Origin of the sequence: Citrobacter sp. Cpo109 (assembly GCF_030332565.1) — a bacterium.
GTDB lineage: Bacteria > Pseudomonadota > Gammaproteobacteria > Enterobacterales > Enterobacteriaceae > Citrobacter > Citrobacter portucalensis.
In genome coordinates this window covers 381,581-397,733 of the sequence record NZ_JAOWHQ010000057.1, presented here as the reverse complement: position 1 = coordinate 397,733, position 16,153 = coordinate 381,581, and the positions used below count along the sequence as shown (strand labels likewise).

At 47.7% G+C, this 16,153-nt stretch carries 14 protein-coding genes and 2 tRNA genes; 13 read left to right on the top strand and 3 right to left on the bottom strand.

Annotated features, from left to right (window positions below):
- Window positions 1-275 precede the first annotated feature (275 nt).
- The 7 genes from OGY71_RS12750 (at window position 276) to OGY71_RS12720 (ending at window position 9,232) form a co-directional block, all read left to right on the top strand.
- Window positions 276-1,385, top strand: a complete 1,110-nt coding sequence (locus OGY71_RS12750; RefSeq protein ID WP_126318234.1) for an AI-2E family transporter — start codon at window positions 276-278, stop codon at window positions 1,383-1,385.
- 119 nt (window positions 1,386-1,504) lie between these two features.
- Complete coding sequence (locus OGY71_RS12745) at window positions 1,505-3,289, top strand: diguanylate cyclase (protein WP_286613384.1); 1,785 nt, start codon at window positions 1,505-1,507, stop codon at window positions 3,287-3,289.
- 215 nt (window positions 3,290-3,504) lie between these two features.
- Window positions 3,505-4,509, top strand: a complete 1,005-nt coding sequence (gene trpS, locus OGY71_RS12740; protein WP_286613383.1) for a tryptophan--tRNA ligase — start codon at window positions 3,505-3,507, stop codon at window positions 4,507-4,509.
- Window positions 4,510-4,764: 255 nt separating this feature from the next.
- Window positions 4,765-5,250, top strand: coding sequence for a Csu type fimbrial protein (locus tag OGY71_RS12735; protein WP_003832728.1), 486 nt, complete (start codon window positions 4,765-4,767; stop codon window positions 5,248-5,250).
- A gap of 22 nt (window positions 5,251-5,272) precedes the next feature.
- Window positions 5,273-5,989 carry a fimbrial biogenesis chaperone gene (locus tag OGY71_RS12730; protein WP_003832727.1) on the top strand — a complete coding sequence of 239 codons (717 nt, stop codon included), beginning with the start codon at window positions 5,273-5,275 and terminating at the stop codon, window positions 5,987-5,989.
- A 151-nt stretch (window positions 5,990-6,140) separates the two neighbouring features.
- The gene (locus OGY71_RS12725) at window positions 6,141-8,294 is read left to right on the top strand and encodes a fimbria/pilus outer membrane usher protein (protein ID WP_231133691.1); all 2,154 of its coding nucleotides are present in this window, start codon (window positions 6,141-6,143) and stop codon (window positions 8,292-8,294) included.
- The gene (locus OGY71_RS12720) at window positions 8,285-9,232 is read left to right on the top strand and encodes a Csu type fimbrial protein (RefSeq protein ID WP_063941535.1); all 948 of its coding nucleotides are present in this window, start codon (window positions 8,285-8,287) and stop codon (window positions 9,230-9,232) included. Before OGY71_RS12725 ends, OGY71_RS12720 begins: the two co-directional genes overlap by 10 nt.
- 627 nt (window positions 9,233-9,859) lie before the next feature.
- Here the strand turns inward: OGY71_RS12720 and OGY71_RS12715 are convergent.
- The 3 genes from OGY71_RS12715 to OGY71_RS12705 form a co-directional block, all read right to left on the bottom strand.
- Window positions 9,860-10,375: a phosphoribosyltransferase gene (locus tag OGY71_RS12715; protein ID WP_003832724.1), complete on the bottom strand. Its 516-nt coding sequence runs from the start codon at window positions 10,373-10,375 to the stop codon at window positions 9,860-9,862.
- Between the two features lie 72 nt (window positions 10,376-10,447).
- On the bottom strand, window positions 10,448-11,563 hold the full coding sequence (locus OGY71_RS12710; protein WP_003832723.1) for a gluconeogenesis factor YvcK family protein: 1,116 nt from the start codon (window positions 11,561-11,563) through the stop codon (window positions 10,448-10,450).
- A gap of 1 nt (window position 11,564) precedes the next feature.
- Window positions 11,565-12,701, bottom strand: a complete 1,137-nt coding sequence (locus tag OGY71_RS12705; RefSeq protein ID WP_286613382.1) for an MFS transporter — start codon at window positions 12,699-12,701, stop codon at window positions 11,565-11,567.
- Between the two features lie 262 nt (window positions 12,702-12,963).
- On the opposite strand from OGY71_RS12705, the gene OGY71_RS12700 reads away from it, so the two are divergent.
- The 6 genes from OGY71_RS12700 to OGY71_RS12670 all read left to right on the top strand — a co-directional run bounded on the left by OGY71_RS12700 (window position 12,964) and on the right by OGY71_RS12670 (window position 15,987).
- A complete protein-coding gene (locus OGY71_RS12700; protein ID WP_003832721.1) occupies window positions 12,964-13,734 on the top strand; it encodes a DeoR/GlpR family DNA-binding transcription regulator in 771 nt (256 codons plus the stop codon).
- 226 nt (window positions 13,735-13,960) lie between these two features.
- On the top strand, window positions 13,961-14,293 hold the full coding sequence (locus OGY71_RS12695; protein ID WP_284969241.1) for an EmrE family multidrug efflux SMR transporter: 333 nt from the start codon (window positions 13,961-13,963) through the stop codon (window positions 14,291-14,293).
- A 32-nt stretch (window positions 14,294-14,325) separates the two neighbouring features.
- Window positions 14,326-14,874, top strand: coding sequence for a GNAT family N-acetyltransferase (locus OGY71_RS12690; RefSeq protein WP_003832720.1), 549 nt, complete (start codon window positions 14,326-14,328; stop codon window positions 14,872-14,874).
- Window positions 14,875-15,147: 273 nt separating this feature from the next.
- Window positions 15,148-15,630 carry a glutathione peroxidase gene (locus tag OGY71_RS12680; protein WP_286613381.1) on the top strand — a complete coding sequence of 161 codons (483 nt, stop codon included), beginning with the start codon at window positions 15,148-15,150 and terminating at the stop codon, window positions 15,628-15,630.
- A 199-nt stretch (window positions 15,631-15,829) separates the two neighbouring features.
- Window positions 15,830-15,906: transfer RNA gene (locus tag OGY71_RS12675), tRNA-Val, on the top strand.
- A 4-nt stretch (window positions 15,907-15,910) separates the two neighbouring features.
- Window positions 15,911-15,987 (top strand) — tRNA-Val (locus OGY71_RS12670).
- Window positions 15,988-16,153: the final 166 nt, after the last annotated feature.

The following is a 16,153-nucleotide window of genomic DNA, read 5'->3' as shown; positions in this document are numbered from 1 at the left end:
TTAATTGATGACCCTTTTCGGGAAAAAATGACGGTTTCACTATTAAATCATAGCGTACGTTATCTGCTGTGAGATGGAAGAAAGACCGGAGACTTCAGTTTAGACTGGTACTGTTTTCAGGGAGGAGATCAAGGATAGCTCTCCCGCCAGTGAAGCAAGGACAATAAGAATGTAGCCTTAGTGCAACATCTTTATTCTAAATATCTGCAGCTAAAGTTGGTAAATCCCCTGAACGGTTCTATAGTCGGGACTGCTTCTCATTACAGGGTTCACTAATGCGATTTAACGGACTGACTAAAGGTTTCTTCATTTTCATACTTGCCCTCGTGACCTGGGCGTTCTTCGATGTATTGTCCCCCTACTTTTCCGCCATTTTGTGGGCCGCGATATTAACGACTATCTTTAACCCGGTAAAAAACCGACTGCGTAGCGCGCTCGGCGAACGCAACGGGCTGGCATCGTTGATTACCATCGCCATTATCTGTCTGATTGTCTTTATCCCGCTGATGGTAATCCTGTCATCGCTGGCCATTGAACTGAACGTGGTATACACCAAACTGCAACAGAATGACACGCAGTTCCCGGAAGTCGTCACTTCTGTTCTTTCGTACCTTCCTGACTGGGCCAGAGGGTTTCTGGCAGAACACAATCTGGATGATGTCGCGCAGATCCAGAAAAAACTGTCCGATGTCGTGCTGCAAGGCGGGCAGTACCTTGCTGGCAGTGCATTCCTGATTGGGAAAGGGACATTCGGCTTTGCTATCAGCTTTGGCATCATGCTGTATCTGCTGTTCTTCTTACTGAAGGATGGACCGTATCTGGTGCGCCAGATTCTGGACTCATTACCCCTTTCTGATTTTGCCAAACAGCACCTGTTTGCCAAATTCGTCGGCGTGACGCGGGCAACCGTCAAGGGCACGGCGGTCGTCGCTTTGGTTCAGGGTATTCTTGGCGGCATCGCGTTTGCAATTGTGGATATCGACGGCAGCGTTCTGTGGGGTGCATTGATGGCGTTTCTCTCCCTCGTCCCTGCCGTTGGCTCAGCGATCGTCTGGGTACCTGCAGCAATATTCCTGTTCGCCACCCACCAGCTATGGCAAGGGCTGTTTATCGTTGGCTTCTTCGTGATTATCGTTGGGCTGGTGGACAATATCCTGCGCCCGCTGCTGGTAGGTAAAGACACCAAAATGCCGGACTATCTGATTTTGATTACCACTCTCGGCGGCATGGAGATCTACGGCATTAACGGCTTTGTGATTGGCCCCCTGATTGCTGCACTATTCATAACCTGCTGGAACCTGTTTTCCGGGCGTGACCATGAAGGTAACGTGGAAGGAATCGACGAAGCCTTTATGGAAGAAGGAAAAAATCCTCCAGATTTATGATTGCAGGACGATAACAGAAGGCGGTTTCGGGACCGCCTTTTTTATTTTCACGCAAAATCATGTGTTTCCTATAATTGCAATCATGCGTATTCATTAATCGTCGCAGAAGGAACTAATCAGTGCGAATTGCCACAATCACCAACTGGGCCTATAGCGCGACGGTATGCCTGACCATCGCTTCAGGCGTTGTCATGCTGATGGCATCCAGCGCCGATAACACAGAACGCCAGGTGGTAGAACAGCGTTATCAGTTCGATCAACTTACCGAAGAAGTCGAACTCGATGCCTGGTCGCTGTCCGACCTGGCGCGCGACTATGTTATTGCAAAAGATCCTGAGGTGCTTAACGCCTACCGTCAGAAAGAAGCGACGCTGAAAGCTGTTGAGCATCGGCTGTCAAAGCTCAAAGACCTTGGGGCAACGGATGAAGAGCTGGCGCTATTGCACGAAGGGCTACAGATTGTTGATGCCCTGCAGGACGAGCAAGCTGCGGCGCTTGCCAGCGTCGCGCGCGCAGAAGAGTCGCAGGCTATTGCCCTGCTCTATGGGAAAAGCTATGAACAGGAACTGGAACGCGCCCAGGACCGGATAGATCATTTCCGCCAACTGCTCGATAACCGCGTACGCAATACAATTGAAGATGCAACCCAGTCATCCCGCATGCTGCGGACAGCCTCTGAAGTGATGGTCGGCCTGACGGCGCTGCTGTTTTTATTCGTTCTCGGTTTCATTCTAAAGCGTCGCGTCCTGCGCCCCGTCGTGCGTTTGAGCGATGTCGTAAACCGTCTCGCATCGCAGGATTATGCCGTTGAGACGCCCAGCTTTAACCAGATAGATGAAATAGGCGACATGGCGCAGGCGATCCGGATATTTCGCGAGAACGGTCTGGCTCGTCAGAGACTGGAGAAAGAGCGAGATGCCGACTGGGCAATCCGCGATCTGCTGGCACGTATGACGCAGCGTCTGCAGGGCTGCGAGAATTTTGCCGATGTCATCAATGTGGCGGAGCTGTTTGCACCGAATATTGCCCCAGGGATTGCCGGGCGGCTTTATATACTGGACCAGGAACCCTGGCAAATGCGCTGCGTTGCACAATGGCTTTCACCGCAGGGCAAAGCGGATGCGTTCCACCCGGATGAATGCTGGGCTGTGCGCCGCGGCCAGAGCCATCCTCCGGTACAAGGCGAACCCGATATCGCCTGCTACCATCTGCCAGAGTCATGCCAGCAGCATACCCTGTGCGTCCCGCTGATTGCCCAGGGCGAAGCCATCGGCCTGCTCTCATTCCAGAACCTTAGCGATGATTCCGCCCCCTCTCGTGCGTATCTGGAGCTAATGGCAGAAGCACTCGGCCTCGCATTAGCCAACCAGCGTCTGCGTGACGCCCTGCTGGAGAAAGCGCTCTACGACCCGCTAACCGGACTGCGCAACCGTCATCATCTTGAAGATACACTACGTACTCAGATGAGCCAGGCAGTGCGTAACAAAGAACCGATCAGTTGCCTGATGATCGATATCGATCATTTTAAAAGTATTAACGACCGCTTTGGCCATGAGGCAGGCGACAGCGTGATTAAAAGTATCGCCGCGACTATTCAGCGCGTGGTCCACGACAACGGCATGGCCTTCCGCTATGGCGGTGAAGAGTTTCTGGTGCTGCTGGCCAATACGGATGAACAGGCCGCTAACCGCTTTGCGACGGAAATCTACAACGGTGTACGCGAACTGTCGCTGCGCTTTGGCGTTTCCGATATTGGACACGTGGATGTCTCTATTGGCGTCGCCAGTTACCCGCAGCACGCCCAGAGCGACAACCTGTTACGCGCCGCAGATGTCGCACTGTACCGCGCGAAAGAGTTGGGACGTTCGCGCATTGTGAGCTTTGGCATGCTGGAAGCAAGCTGATATGTCCCATCACTTCGGGCATTGCTTTACCTCTACGCCAGGTGGTATGTTAATTGGATGAACACAAAACACGATATCAACGGTTTTAATCACAACCTGTGGTGGCTGCCTTCTTAAAGGCGGTCAGAATGTGTTTTCCTCATTTTAAATAACCGCCGAAAGGCGGTTATTTGCATTTAGAGACCCCTTTCGGTTTTATGACTAAGGAGTCTTACATGAACAATAAAACCATCATCCTCACTGGCGATCGTCCCACCGGCCCGCTGCATCTTGGCCATTATGTGGGTTCATTGCGCCAGCGCGCCACGCTGCAACACGATTATCAGCAGTTTATATTGGTGGCTGACCTGCAAGGGCTGACCGATAACGGCAGCACACCGCAAAAGATCCGCGACAATATTCCCGAGGTACTTGCCGACTATCTTGCCGCAGGAATAGACTCGTCACTCACCACCATCTGTCTGCAATCAGCACTGCCTGCTCTCACTGAGTTAACCGCACTTTATATGAACATCGTCACCGTGGCTCGCGTAGAGCGTAATCCTACTGTTAAAAACGAAATTGCACAGAAAGGGTTCGCCCGCTCGTTACCGGTTGGCTTTCTGGTATATCCCATCAGTCAGGCGGCAGATATTACGGCCTTCAAAGCGGAAGTGGTTCCCGTCGGCGACGATCAGTTGCCAATGATTGAACAGACTAACGAAATCGTGCACAAGATGAATAGCCTGTTACCGGCCCCCGTCCTATCGCACTGCAAAGCGCTGCTGAGTGAAACCAGCCGCCTTCCAGGGATCGACGGAAACGCTAAAATGTCAAAATCGCTTGGTAACACATTGCTACTGTCAGCCAGCGAAGAAACCATTCACCGCGCAGTCAGCGCAATGTACACCGACCCTAATCATCTGAAAGTGTCCGACCCAGGGCAAATAGACGGCAATATGGTATTCACTTACCTCGATGCTTTTCATCCGGATAAAGCAAAAGTGGCGGAAATGAAAGCGCATTACCAACGGGGTGGACTGGGTGACCGGACATGCAAAAACGAGCTGGAAGTGTGCTTGCAAGAACTCATCGCGCCAATGCGCGAGCGGCGTGCAACCTACATTCAGGATAAAGGCATGCTGATGGCGATGCTCAAAAAAGGAAGCGAGCAGGCGCACGAGATTACGCAGCAGACATTAAGAGAAGTGAAGCAAGGGCTGGGTTTGCCGGTGTTCTAATCTGGATTGATGTCTCTCCCGGTGGGAAATAAGCATCGGGAGGGATGACTCTTTATGGCGCTAATTCAACTCATATCACGTGACACCCGAGGTTGTGATTCAACGATTCCCTACTGAATGTAAATACCCTTTCCAGCCATTTACATGATTTACACATAGCACAATTACATAATCAAAATTAACCAGTAATCTCTATCCTTCCTCGCCTTTCCCCACCCTTATAAAATCGATTATATAACCTTAGCGAGTTTTAAAATGATTAACCGTAAAGCCACTGCATTATCTCTGACTGCGATTAGCATTTTATTTTCATCCGCTGTCTTTGCAGATGATTCAGGCAGCGTTAGCGACCAAATGACGGTAAAACTGACCGTCGAAAAATCATGCAAGGTCAGCGTTGATGATATGGATTTTGGCTCACACGGTAGTAATGATGGGGCTGTTACAGCCTCTGCCAAAGCTTATGTAACCTGTACAAACGGCACAGGGTATATGCTCGGAACGGATAAAACTCACGATTTCGAAATGAGTTCTAACGACACCGCCGATGCAAAAAAAGTAGCCTATACCCTTTCTACCGACCATCCTGGCGGCACTTCTCTGGCTGATAATGGTATTTCAGCTATCGGTACCGGTGAACAGCAAGCATTGCCCATCTTCGGGAAAGTAACGGCAAATGCCCTGAAACAGGCCTCTGCTGGGGACTATACCGATACCGTTACATTAACAGTTACATATTGATTTAATATTAAAGGTGCAGCATATGAAGCGATTTATTTTATGGGTTGGTGTTAGCGTCTTGAGCCTGGCCTGCACAATAAACTCATACGCTGCCACCTTGCAGGTGTACCCGGTCACTCTGGGATTCTGTGGTAAAGAATCCGCCCAGGCTATCTATGTACGTAACACAGGTAGCGCCACTATCGGGGCACAGATCCGTGTCTATGCGTGGAAACAGCAAAATAATAAAGACAACTTGACCGAGACCCAGGACGTAATGGTTAGCCCTCCTATGACCACAATCCCGGTCTCCCGCCAGCAATTGATCCGGGTTATCTTAACAACGCCAGGTAGTGGTGATAACGAGCAGGCCTACCGTATTATCGTTGATGAACTCCCTGGTGAAAATAATATGGCTGATAAAGATGGGGTTCGTTTCTTGCTGCGTTATTCCATCCCGGTATTTGTTAATTGTAAAGATACCCAACCCATCAGTAGTCAACTAGATGTATCAATCGATCGTTCAGTTCATCCATTAATGTTAAAAATAAAAAACAATGGCACACAGCATGTTAAATTAAGCGATGTTTTTATTTTTTCTGGCAAGAGAAGTGTTGCCATGAGCAATGGATTACTCGGGTATGTATTACCACATAGTGAAAAGGAATGGCCGTTACCGAATGGAATAACTACTGCGTCATCTTTATCACTTAATTTGAATGACAATGCTAAAACGCAGATCATTAACATTACACCTTAAATCCATTGTTGTTTTTTTATTGGTATGTCCCTCTGTCCAGTCAGCAGAAAATGAGACACTGTATCTGACTGCAACGATAAATGATCAACCAGTTAAGGGGTTTATCAAAGCCAAAAATAGCAACAATAAGATTTATATTGCTGCTCAAGATATGGATAAGCTTAACCTGAAAGTGTCATCCCTGCCGAAACAAAAGGGGTATTTTGATATCAGTTCACAAGATGGCCTCAGTGTTACCTTCGACAACCTGAATCAAAGCTTGATTATTACTGCCAGTAAAAACTGGCTCGACAGAGAAAGCCATCTTTCCAATAGCAATAGCTCGCGCCTTATCCGTATGTCCGAGTTATCACCTGAAGTGCGGGGTTTGGCACTTAACTACGATTTATTTGCCAGCAATGAAGACGGCATACAAGAGACTTCAGCCTATAGCGAATTTCGCACCTTTGGCGTTGGCCCAGGCTTTTTCTCGACCTCTTTTAACACGCAGGAGTCGAGCAGCAACGAGACACAAACTGGTACTCATCGCCTGATGAGCAGTTGGAACTACGAAAACGTGGATAAACTGCTCACACTCAGGATTGGCGATGGTTTTACATCCTCGCAATCATGGACGAATAGCGTTCGTTTTGGCGGCGTTAGCCTTGCGCATAACTACAGTACCCAACCCACCTTCAATACGTCATCGCAGGATATCCTGACCGATAGTGTTACGCTCCCATCCACGGTTGATCTGTACGTCAGAGGAATCAGAACCTCCTCGCAGAAAGTTCAGCCCGGACAATTTACGCTTAACACAGCGCCGATTTTTACCGGCAGCGAAGGTGCGCAGGTGGTCATCACCGATGTGAATGGTAAACAACGCGTGGTGGATTTGAATCTGTACGGCACCAACCAACTCCTTTCTGATGGTCTTACAACCTGGGGTATGAGCCTGGGCTGGGTGCGTGAAGACTATACCTATCGTTCTTTTGCCTATGACCCGCAACTGATAGGTGTGGGCGACTGGCGTCACGGACTGAACGACAGTACCACCATCGGCATGCATACCGAACAGAGTGGCAGTCTGCATAATCAGGGGATCGGTTGGGACTATTTGCTCTCTCCGTCACTGGGGACGCTACATGCCAACGCAGCCACCAGCCGTTATCAGGCCAATAGTGGCAACCAATGGGGTTCCGGCTGGCAGTGGAACAATCAGATTTTTAATTTCTCGCTCTCACACTCACGGGCCACCAGGGGGTTTCGCGATATTTCATCTATAGCAGATAATGATATTGCCACCCGTGAAGATTCTGCATTTGCCAGCGTGTCGTTTGATATGACGGGCACTTTCGGTGCGAGTTGGGTCAGCCAGACATTCCCTCAGTATGCAGAACGCTATCTGGGATTATCCTGGTCAAAAAGTTTTGATAACCAGATCAACATTTCATCCAGCGTCACACAAGCACTTAGCGACGATCACAACACTACCGTGTACGTCACGTTCAGTATTCCACTGTTCCGTCATCAGGATTACCTCTCAATCCAGGATAACCATGATAAAGACGGAAATTCCGTACAAGCTAACCTAACGCGCTCACTGGAATCTAATAAACCGGGCTGGGGTTGGAATCTCTCTGCACAACAAGGTAAAAATAGAAGCATCCATGCTAGCCTCCAGCGCCGCAACACCTGGAGCGATCTGGCGTTAGGCTATAATCGTGATGAACAAGAAAATAACTACTACGGTTCAATGACCGGTGCCATAGGTTTGTTTATGGGGCACTTTTACGCCACCCGCGAATTAGGTAGCGCTTTCGCCCTCGTAGATACGGCTAAGGTACCGAATGTGCCGGTTTATCTCGAACATCGCCCGGTTGGCCATACGGATAGTAATGGCATGCTGTTTCTGAACAACCTTAATCCGTACCAGGCAAACCATATCGACATCGACCCTCTGAGTCTCGATGAAGATTATCGCGCCCCCTACACTAATGAAATCCTGATCCCGCAAACCGGGCGCGGTGCCGTCGCCAATTTTAACATTTATCGCACACATGCCGTTCTGCTAACCGTCACTACGCGTGATGGTAAAAATGTGCCCTTCTCCGCAAAAGTTAGCGTGCAGGATACTCATGGACAGACGCCCAGTCAGGGTACCCCACAAACCATTGTTGGTTATGAAGGTAAAATTTATCTGGAAGATCCCCCGACAGGCGGAACGCTGAACGTTCAGTGGGCATCTAACTCTTGTTCGCTAAAACTGCCATCACAATTTTACGCTTCTCATTCGGTGGAGAAAATTAACGCACTATGTCAGTAACTCGTTCCCTTTGGTTTATCGCCCTTTTTGTGGTGATGATGTTTAAATTCAGCCCAGTAGCCGAGGCCGCTAACTGCTGGAATGGTAGCCCTTCTGGACTGGATTTTGGTACCGTCACCCCCGGACAAACTGAGACAACCGCAACCCGACTTTCGTTTACCTGTAATAATTACGACGGTCAGGTCGAGTATGTCCGCGCCTGTCTAAAGGTTATGGCGAACAATCCGCTGGCGATGAGCCAGAACGAACCTTCAAGTACCCCGCTCTATTTTTCGGTCTACTCGATTTACAATCAACATTCACCGCTGAGTCAAAACAACAACGTGTATGCTCAAATCGATTTTGCTTTGTCTACAGGCGGAACCGCTGAACATGACATACCGCTTATCGGCAAGATAAACCCTGGTCAGACTAATGTCAGCGCCGGGATATACTATGATTACGCCACAGCAATCCAAATTGCATACACCTCAGCCAGTTCATTACAAGCGCTCCCGGCCTGTGGCGCCCTGAATGGTACAACAATTACTGACCAGATTAGCGCCTCTGCTACGGTGAAAAACGGCTGTGAAGTTGTCAACGTGGATGATATGGCATTCGGCAGCAAGAGCCCCGCTCAGAGCGATTTGCTACAGGCGACATCCACGGCGAATATTACTGTCCAGTGCCCAACCGGGACGGATTATTCCATCAGCATCGGTCATGGTCTGCACCCCAAGGGGAACCAGCGTTCAATGTGTCATAACGGTGAGTGCGTAAACTATGCGCTGTATCAGGATGCAGCACACTCCATGGAATGGACGCAGGGCAATCCGGAAAAACAGTATTCCGCTGATGGGCAAGCGCAGAGCCTGGTGGTTTACGGTTCCGTCCCAGCACAGAAATGGCCATCACCAGGGGGTTATACTGACACTGTAGTGATTACGTTAACTTATTAACTCACAGATTTTTCGGTCAGTGAGCCAATGCGCTGGGTGTTTTTTGCAATGACGCCCTGTTACGCTATTTGCACGAAAAACACGCTGCAATTACGCAGGAAAAAATCAATCAGCCACAAAGTTAAATACATATAGATCAGTAAGATATTAAACTTAAGGGTCAGGGTATAGCAGCTATTAATGTGTCCCTGTTTATGCCCCAATCTACCTCCAAAATCACGCCTTCGAATATGGTAAAACTACTCCATAACCACACAGATCATTCATTCCTCTCATTAACATATTTCCATAGCTCATTTCGAGCCATCGCACATTGTTCAGTCTTTGAGTTGTTGTATGCCTGCCTTTTGCACATCTCATTCTCATCACCGATTTGATCATCCGTACTTATGACCTTCAACTAATCAAATCTTACGTGATAAACAGTGCCCTCTCTTACGACAGCTTAGTGCCAACAGCGGACATTGTTTCGGTCTACTGTCAGTGTTGTAACTTTTCTTAACTGACTGTTTTTGTGGGGCTGGCGGGAATTGAATCTGCGAGCACACAGAAAAGTGATCCAGAAAATTAACCATTAAAGGCAATTTATCCGTAACCGAGCCCCACTTAACATAAGTGCACGACTGGTTATTTCATTAATTTAGTAATATTGGGCCGATTGCGATATTTATTATCCCATGGCATACCATAGCCAATGAGTAGATCATCACTCTCCATTTCATAGGCAAAATACTGTTTTACAGGAATATTCACTCTTCCAGGTTTGACGAAGAGGACGGCAACAGACAGGGATGCTGGATTGAAATTATCTAAGATATATTTAATAAGGCGCTTCATTGTACCACCTGATTCTATTGCATCATCAATAAGAATGACATGACGATTTTCAATCTCAATATTTTGATGGTAAACAATAGTGGAGTTGTTATTTCGTTCCCCAGGTGTGTGAGGGCAGGATATGTAATCCATGCTTACATCAAACTTCAGCTTTCTTGTTAAGTCTGCTGTATAGAGAATACCGCCTGGAACAACAGTTATAACAACAGCATCGGTGTAGTCATTGTTCAACTGCTCAGCCACACGACTGACACCGACAGCAATACTTTCTTCATCAAGAATAACTTCACCAATATGATGATTCATCGTTCGAACTCCACGTATGTTGTAATAACGAACTAAGCATTCAACTTATCAATCAAAAAGACTTCTTTCCGATTAATTTTCAACCAGAGACAATAGCCTGTTTGCAAGTATTTCACCATCGTGTTTACCACGCACCCAGACATCTTCAAACTCATCCAGCACACAGGTGTAGCGGGTTGATTCATTGATTTCATCCGAGAGATAGGCAAATTCACCCACATATTTTTCAATTGAAAGAAATCTCTGATTTCCCAGAACCATCAACTCAGGCAAGGCAATGGATGCGTCTGCATTGTGCCATTGCTGGATAAAACGATTAGCAACATCCTGCAAACCCAGTCCATGACTCTCACGGCATTCTAAAATATTAGCGATCAGTGCTACGGGGCATCCTGCTTTTGCTATGGCTGCGATTACGCCCTTAACCTGAAGATGTGGCATGATACTGGTATAAAAACTGCCAGGACCGAAAGCGACAAGATCCGCGTTCTTTATGGCTTCCAGCACGGCAGTATTTACCTGAGCATTGCTTCCGTTGGACGTTTGCAATGTGACAGAATTGATGCCAATCTCCGCCTGTTGCCTAGAAAGATGGGTAATTCTGTCCTGAGGTGAAACATGCTGCCCATCATTAAGATTAGCGGAAAGCACAAGATCATTATTGAGTGAAGAAGGCCAGACTTCTCCTGTAATGCCGCAGAGTTTTCTGAAAACAAAAATCGCGGTATTCATATCCCGATTATGTGCCAAATAGGCGCCGGTTAAGATGAAATTCCCGATACTGCCATTACGGTAGTCAAATGCGACACCCACCGTGGTAGAAAAAATCTGGAGATAATTAACAATTGCGCCTCTCAATCCAGTATCGAGGCGCTCAAGCAAAGGATGTCTGTCCTCCGCATAAGCCTGAAATTCTCTCAAAGCTTCCTGAGTTTCCCCCTCGGATGATAAACGGGTATTGCAGATGCGAACGATATCACCCGAACAGTTTTCACCATAGGCCATGGTCATTAGCGCCTGGCGGATATCACCTACAGATAATACATCGATATTTTCTCTAATTGATCGTGAGCTTCCACCGCTATCCCACGCAGGAACAATACGAGTCAAAGAAACTGGATGGTGGCAAAGCGCAATATTCAGAGAACGGCATGCACTGCCACCAGAAAACAAAACAATACGCTTCACTTTAAATCTCCTGGTGCAATTTTAGTGTTTTACTTAATGCCAGACTTAGCATTAATACGAGAATCATGAGTGCCGCTACAAAGATAAAGGCAGCAGGCAAAGAACTTCGGTGGGCAATAAAACCAATCATGGCTGGTCCTGCAAGTACGCCGATATACCCCATCGTAGTCACAGCTGGAACTGCAGCTGCCTGCGGCATGCTCTGCTCTTTGCCAATCTGGCTGAACATAACAGGTACAATGTTTGCGCAGCCTGCGCCTATAAAGAAATAGCCGGCAAGGAGTGCGGGAATTGAGCTAACCAGGATAATGAGGCAAAAACCGAAAAAGGCCAGAATTGCACCGTAAATGACGACAGGCAAAGCGCCAAGGCGACTAATGACCGCATCACCGCTAAGTCTTCCCACCGTCATAGCGACAGCAAAGCAAGTGAAACCGAGACCTGCCTGAGAATCCGCAACTTGCCTTACTTCCGACAGATAAACAGCACTCCAGTCAAGTACGGTTCCTTCAGCCAGAAAAACGATAAAGCAGATGACACCTAAGAGCAGGACATCTCCTTTAGGAAAGGAAAATGATGGGCCTTCTGCTGGGCTGGCATAGGTAAGAAGTTGTCTGTAACTGGCTATTAACAACAAGAAGATAATGAGACAGACTGACAATGATGCTGTGTGAATGTTCAGACCAACAGTGAGCAGGCCGGTCATTACGCCAGCTCCCGCAATACCTCCTACGCTATACATCCCATGGAAACCGGACATAAGTGGGATGCTTTCGTTTTTCTCTACCAGTATTGCCTGAATATTCATGGCGCAGTTGGCAAGGCCAATCCCAGTGCCGAACGTGAGTAGAAGAAGGCCAAGTGAAACGGGGTCATTGGCTAATGTTAAAAACGGCATGGATAACAGAATAATCAATACTGCACAGCCGATAATTTTACGACAGCCGAAGCGAGCTGTGAGAGGCCCTGCAAGGGGCATAGAAATAATAGCGCCCCCTCCTAGGCACAGGAGTAAAACACCCAAAACTGCCTCGTTAGCTCCAGTATTAATTTTTGCAAAAGGGACCATCACAGCCCAGGCTGACGTTGCCAATCCTGCGATGAAGAATATGCATCGTGTTGCAACTTTTTCGTTCATTCTTGTGCTCGCTTTGCGTTCGTTACGAGAGCGGTCTTTCGCATTTTCGCACTGCACCAGCCTGACTCATGGATACACAAATGTTGCTCTGATAATGAGATAAAGGGGCACGGTCGAAACATGCTTTAACCAGCTGAAATTTATGTTGATTTATGAATCCCCTATGCGCCGGGGAGTAATGTAAATCAACGGAGTTGACACAGATAATATGAATGCACGATCATGCACCCTCTTGCTCGTTTAAATGAACTTAGGAGTTAACGTGCTCGATTATGCAGCTTTTCCGGATCAACGACAAGCCCTAATTCGTGAGCTCTTACAAGAAAAAGGACGGGTTGTTTGTGTCGAGCTTTCTGCTCAACTAGGTGTGTCAGAACACACAATTCGCCGTGATTTACATGAGCTTAGTAAGGATGGCGTTTGCAAAAAGGTATACGGTGGGGCTGTGGCCACACTGCCTGAAGTAGGGAATTATGCTGATCGCACAACTACAAAAACAGATGAAAAGAGCATGATCGCGCAAAAGTGCGCGCAACTTATCAAAGCAAATAGCTGTATCTTTATCGATTCAGGCACGACGAATCTTGCTATGGCCATAGCTCTTCCGGAGTCAGTGGCTTTAACTGTGGTGACAAACTCGCCAGAAATAGCTGCCATTCTATTAAGAAAACCGTTATGCGAAGTCATCATGTTGGGTGGAGCGGTTCAACGCTCATCTGGAGGGTGTGTTGGCAGTCCTGCCCTTGAACAAATTAAAGCAATTATCTTCGATCAGGGTTTCATCGGAGGTTGTGCAATGTCGTTAGAATCAGGTCTGACTGGTTTCGATTATGCTGATTGTGAGTTCAAGAAAGCGGTTATCAGACAGTGCAGCGAAGTGATTGTGGGATTAACATCCGACAAGATCCCTGCGGCCGCTCGCTATGTCGTTGCAAGTAGCAGCCAGATAGATGTGCTCGTCATTGAGGGGGGGGTGAGCAAAAAATATGCTGAAGTATTCCAGGAAGCTGATCTTCAGATTTATGAAATTTAGGGTAAGACTGTGCTGCCAGTCCACATAACCCCCATGTCTGACTGTTTATGCTAACGCCGTTGTGGGGGGGGAAGTGCAAACGTCTGCTGTTCGCTCACAGCGGACCTTGCGGCGCTTCACTAGATGCCATGAAACGGGCATTTCAGTAGTAGTTTGGGCTGTGTTCAAACTCACCCACCCCTTTGTGATACGATATTTGCTTTAGATTGTCACATGGGGTCAGATTTTGAATTCATACATTTTCCTTGCCGGGGCCATCGTAGCTGAAGTCATAGGTACAACCCTGATGAAGTTCTCTGACGGATTCACACGCCTATGGCCATCTGTAGCAACTATTGTGTGCTACTGCACAGCCTTTTATCTTCTCTCCCAAACTCTGTCGACCATTCCAACGGGTATCGCATACGCAATTTGGTCAGGTGCTGGAATCGTATTAATCAGCCTTTTGGGCTGGTTAATAAGCGGGCAAAAGCTAGATTTTCCGGCGATCGCAGGTATGCTTCTTATTTGTGCTGGGGTTCTGGTTATTAATATTTTTTCAAAATCCTCCCCACATTGATTCTCTTATCTTGCCCGAGTAGGAAAGTGCATATGAAAATACCAAAACTCCATACGGAACGCTTGCTGTTAAAACCATTAGAAGCCGAAGATGCCTCGCAGATTCAGGTGCTTTATCCCCGCTGGGAGATAGTTCGCTATATGGTCTCCTCAGTACCCTGGCCCTATCCTGATAACGGTGCGGAGAATTACGTCAACAACGTTGCCCTGCCTGATATGGAAAAAGGGATTGCGTGGATCTGGACTATCAGACTCCGTGAGGCCCCTGACGCTCTCATAGGTTTAATTTGCCTTTATGACGTTGAGGATAATAACCGTGGATTTTGGTTAGCTCCGGAATATCAGGGGCAGGGTTTTATGCGTGAAGCCAGTAATGTCGCTACGGATTACTGGTTTAATACGTTAAATAGGACGGTATTGCGTGCGCCGAAAGCCTCTCTCAATATCCGTTCCATACGTATTTCAGACAGTAGCGGCATGCGGCTTATCAAAACGGAAAAGAAAGAGTATGTCAGCGGTTTGCTGGATTCTGAACTTTGGGAAATCACGCGCGACGAATGGAACGCTCGTCAGGTTGGTTAAAATAAATTATGGAATGTCCATAATCGAACCGCAGAGAATTTCTGTTCTTCGCGAAAGTTCATCACCTCTTGAATCAGTTTTCTGCCCAATCCAATCCACTGCCGCGACAGCCATCATCGAGAATACACCAGCGCAAATGTGCTTCATTCATTTTGCCCTGCACCAATGGCAAGTTTATTAATCCTGAAGTTGCGATCATAATAAATAGATACGCAGCGAAGCCTGTCACTCGCGGGCAACATGAGTAATGCTATCTTATTTGAGGATTCTGGCATGGCCCCCTTTCATCAACTGACTGCCACCAGTTTGCATGGCCAGCCCATCTATATGGCCGACTACGCAGGCAAACTGGTTCTGGTGGTTAATACCGCCAGCCATTGTGGTTTCACTCCACAATATGCAGGCCTCGAAGCGCTCTACAAGAAGTACGCCGCGCAGGGTCTGGTGGTGCTTGGTTTTCCCTGCAACCAGTTCGGTAACCAGGAGCCCGGTGGAGCCGACGAAATCGCGCAAACCTGCCACATCAACTACGGTGTGAGCTTCCCGATGTTTGAGAAAGTGGAAGTCAACGGTGCTGCTACGCACCCGGTATTTCGTTACCTGAAAGACGAATTACCCGGCGTGCTGGGTGGGCGGATCAAGTGGAATTTTACTAAGTTCCTGATCGGGCGTGACGGCAAGCCGCTTAAGCGATTTGCACCCTTCACTACCCCAGAGAAAATAGAAACCACCATCCTTACAGTGCTTAAAGTCTGAGCGCCTCTGTAATTCAAACCGACCCTGGTATGATCCAGTTCGCTGTCTGAATAAAAAACACGCTGCAAAATCAACAAAATATAATCAACTTGCTTAATTACTCTGCAATCGCGTGAGATCGGGAAGAAAAATGCTATTTCCCTCTTGCCTCATTCGGTCTGTGCCGCTAATATTCGTCCCCGTTGTCACCTACAACGTTGCGTTCATAGCTCAGTTGGTTAGAGCACCACCTTGACATGGTGGGGGTCGTTGGTTCGAGTCCAATTGAACGCACCATTTTGCGTCCGTAGCTCAGTTGGTTAGAGCACCACCTTGACATGGTGGGGGTCGGTGGTTCGAGTCCACTCGGACGCACCAAATCATATCCCTTTGATTTGGTGCTATTTCACTTCAAAACTATCTTTTTATCTTCAGTTTGTATCCGTCAGTTTTGTCATTTCCCATGATGATTCAATAGCACTGCGCTAAATCATTCTAAATTCCATGCTCAACGCGTATCATTCATCTTCTTCGTATAATGTCT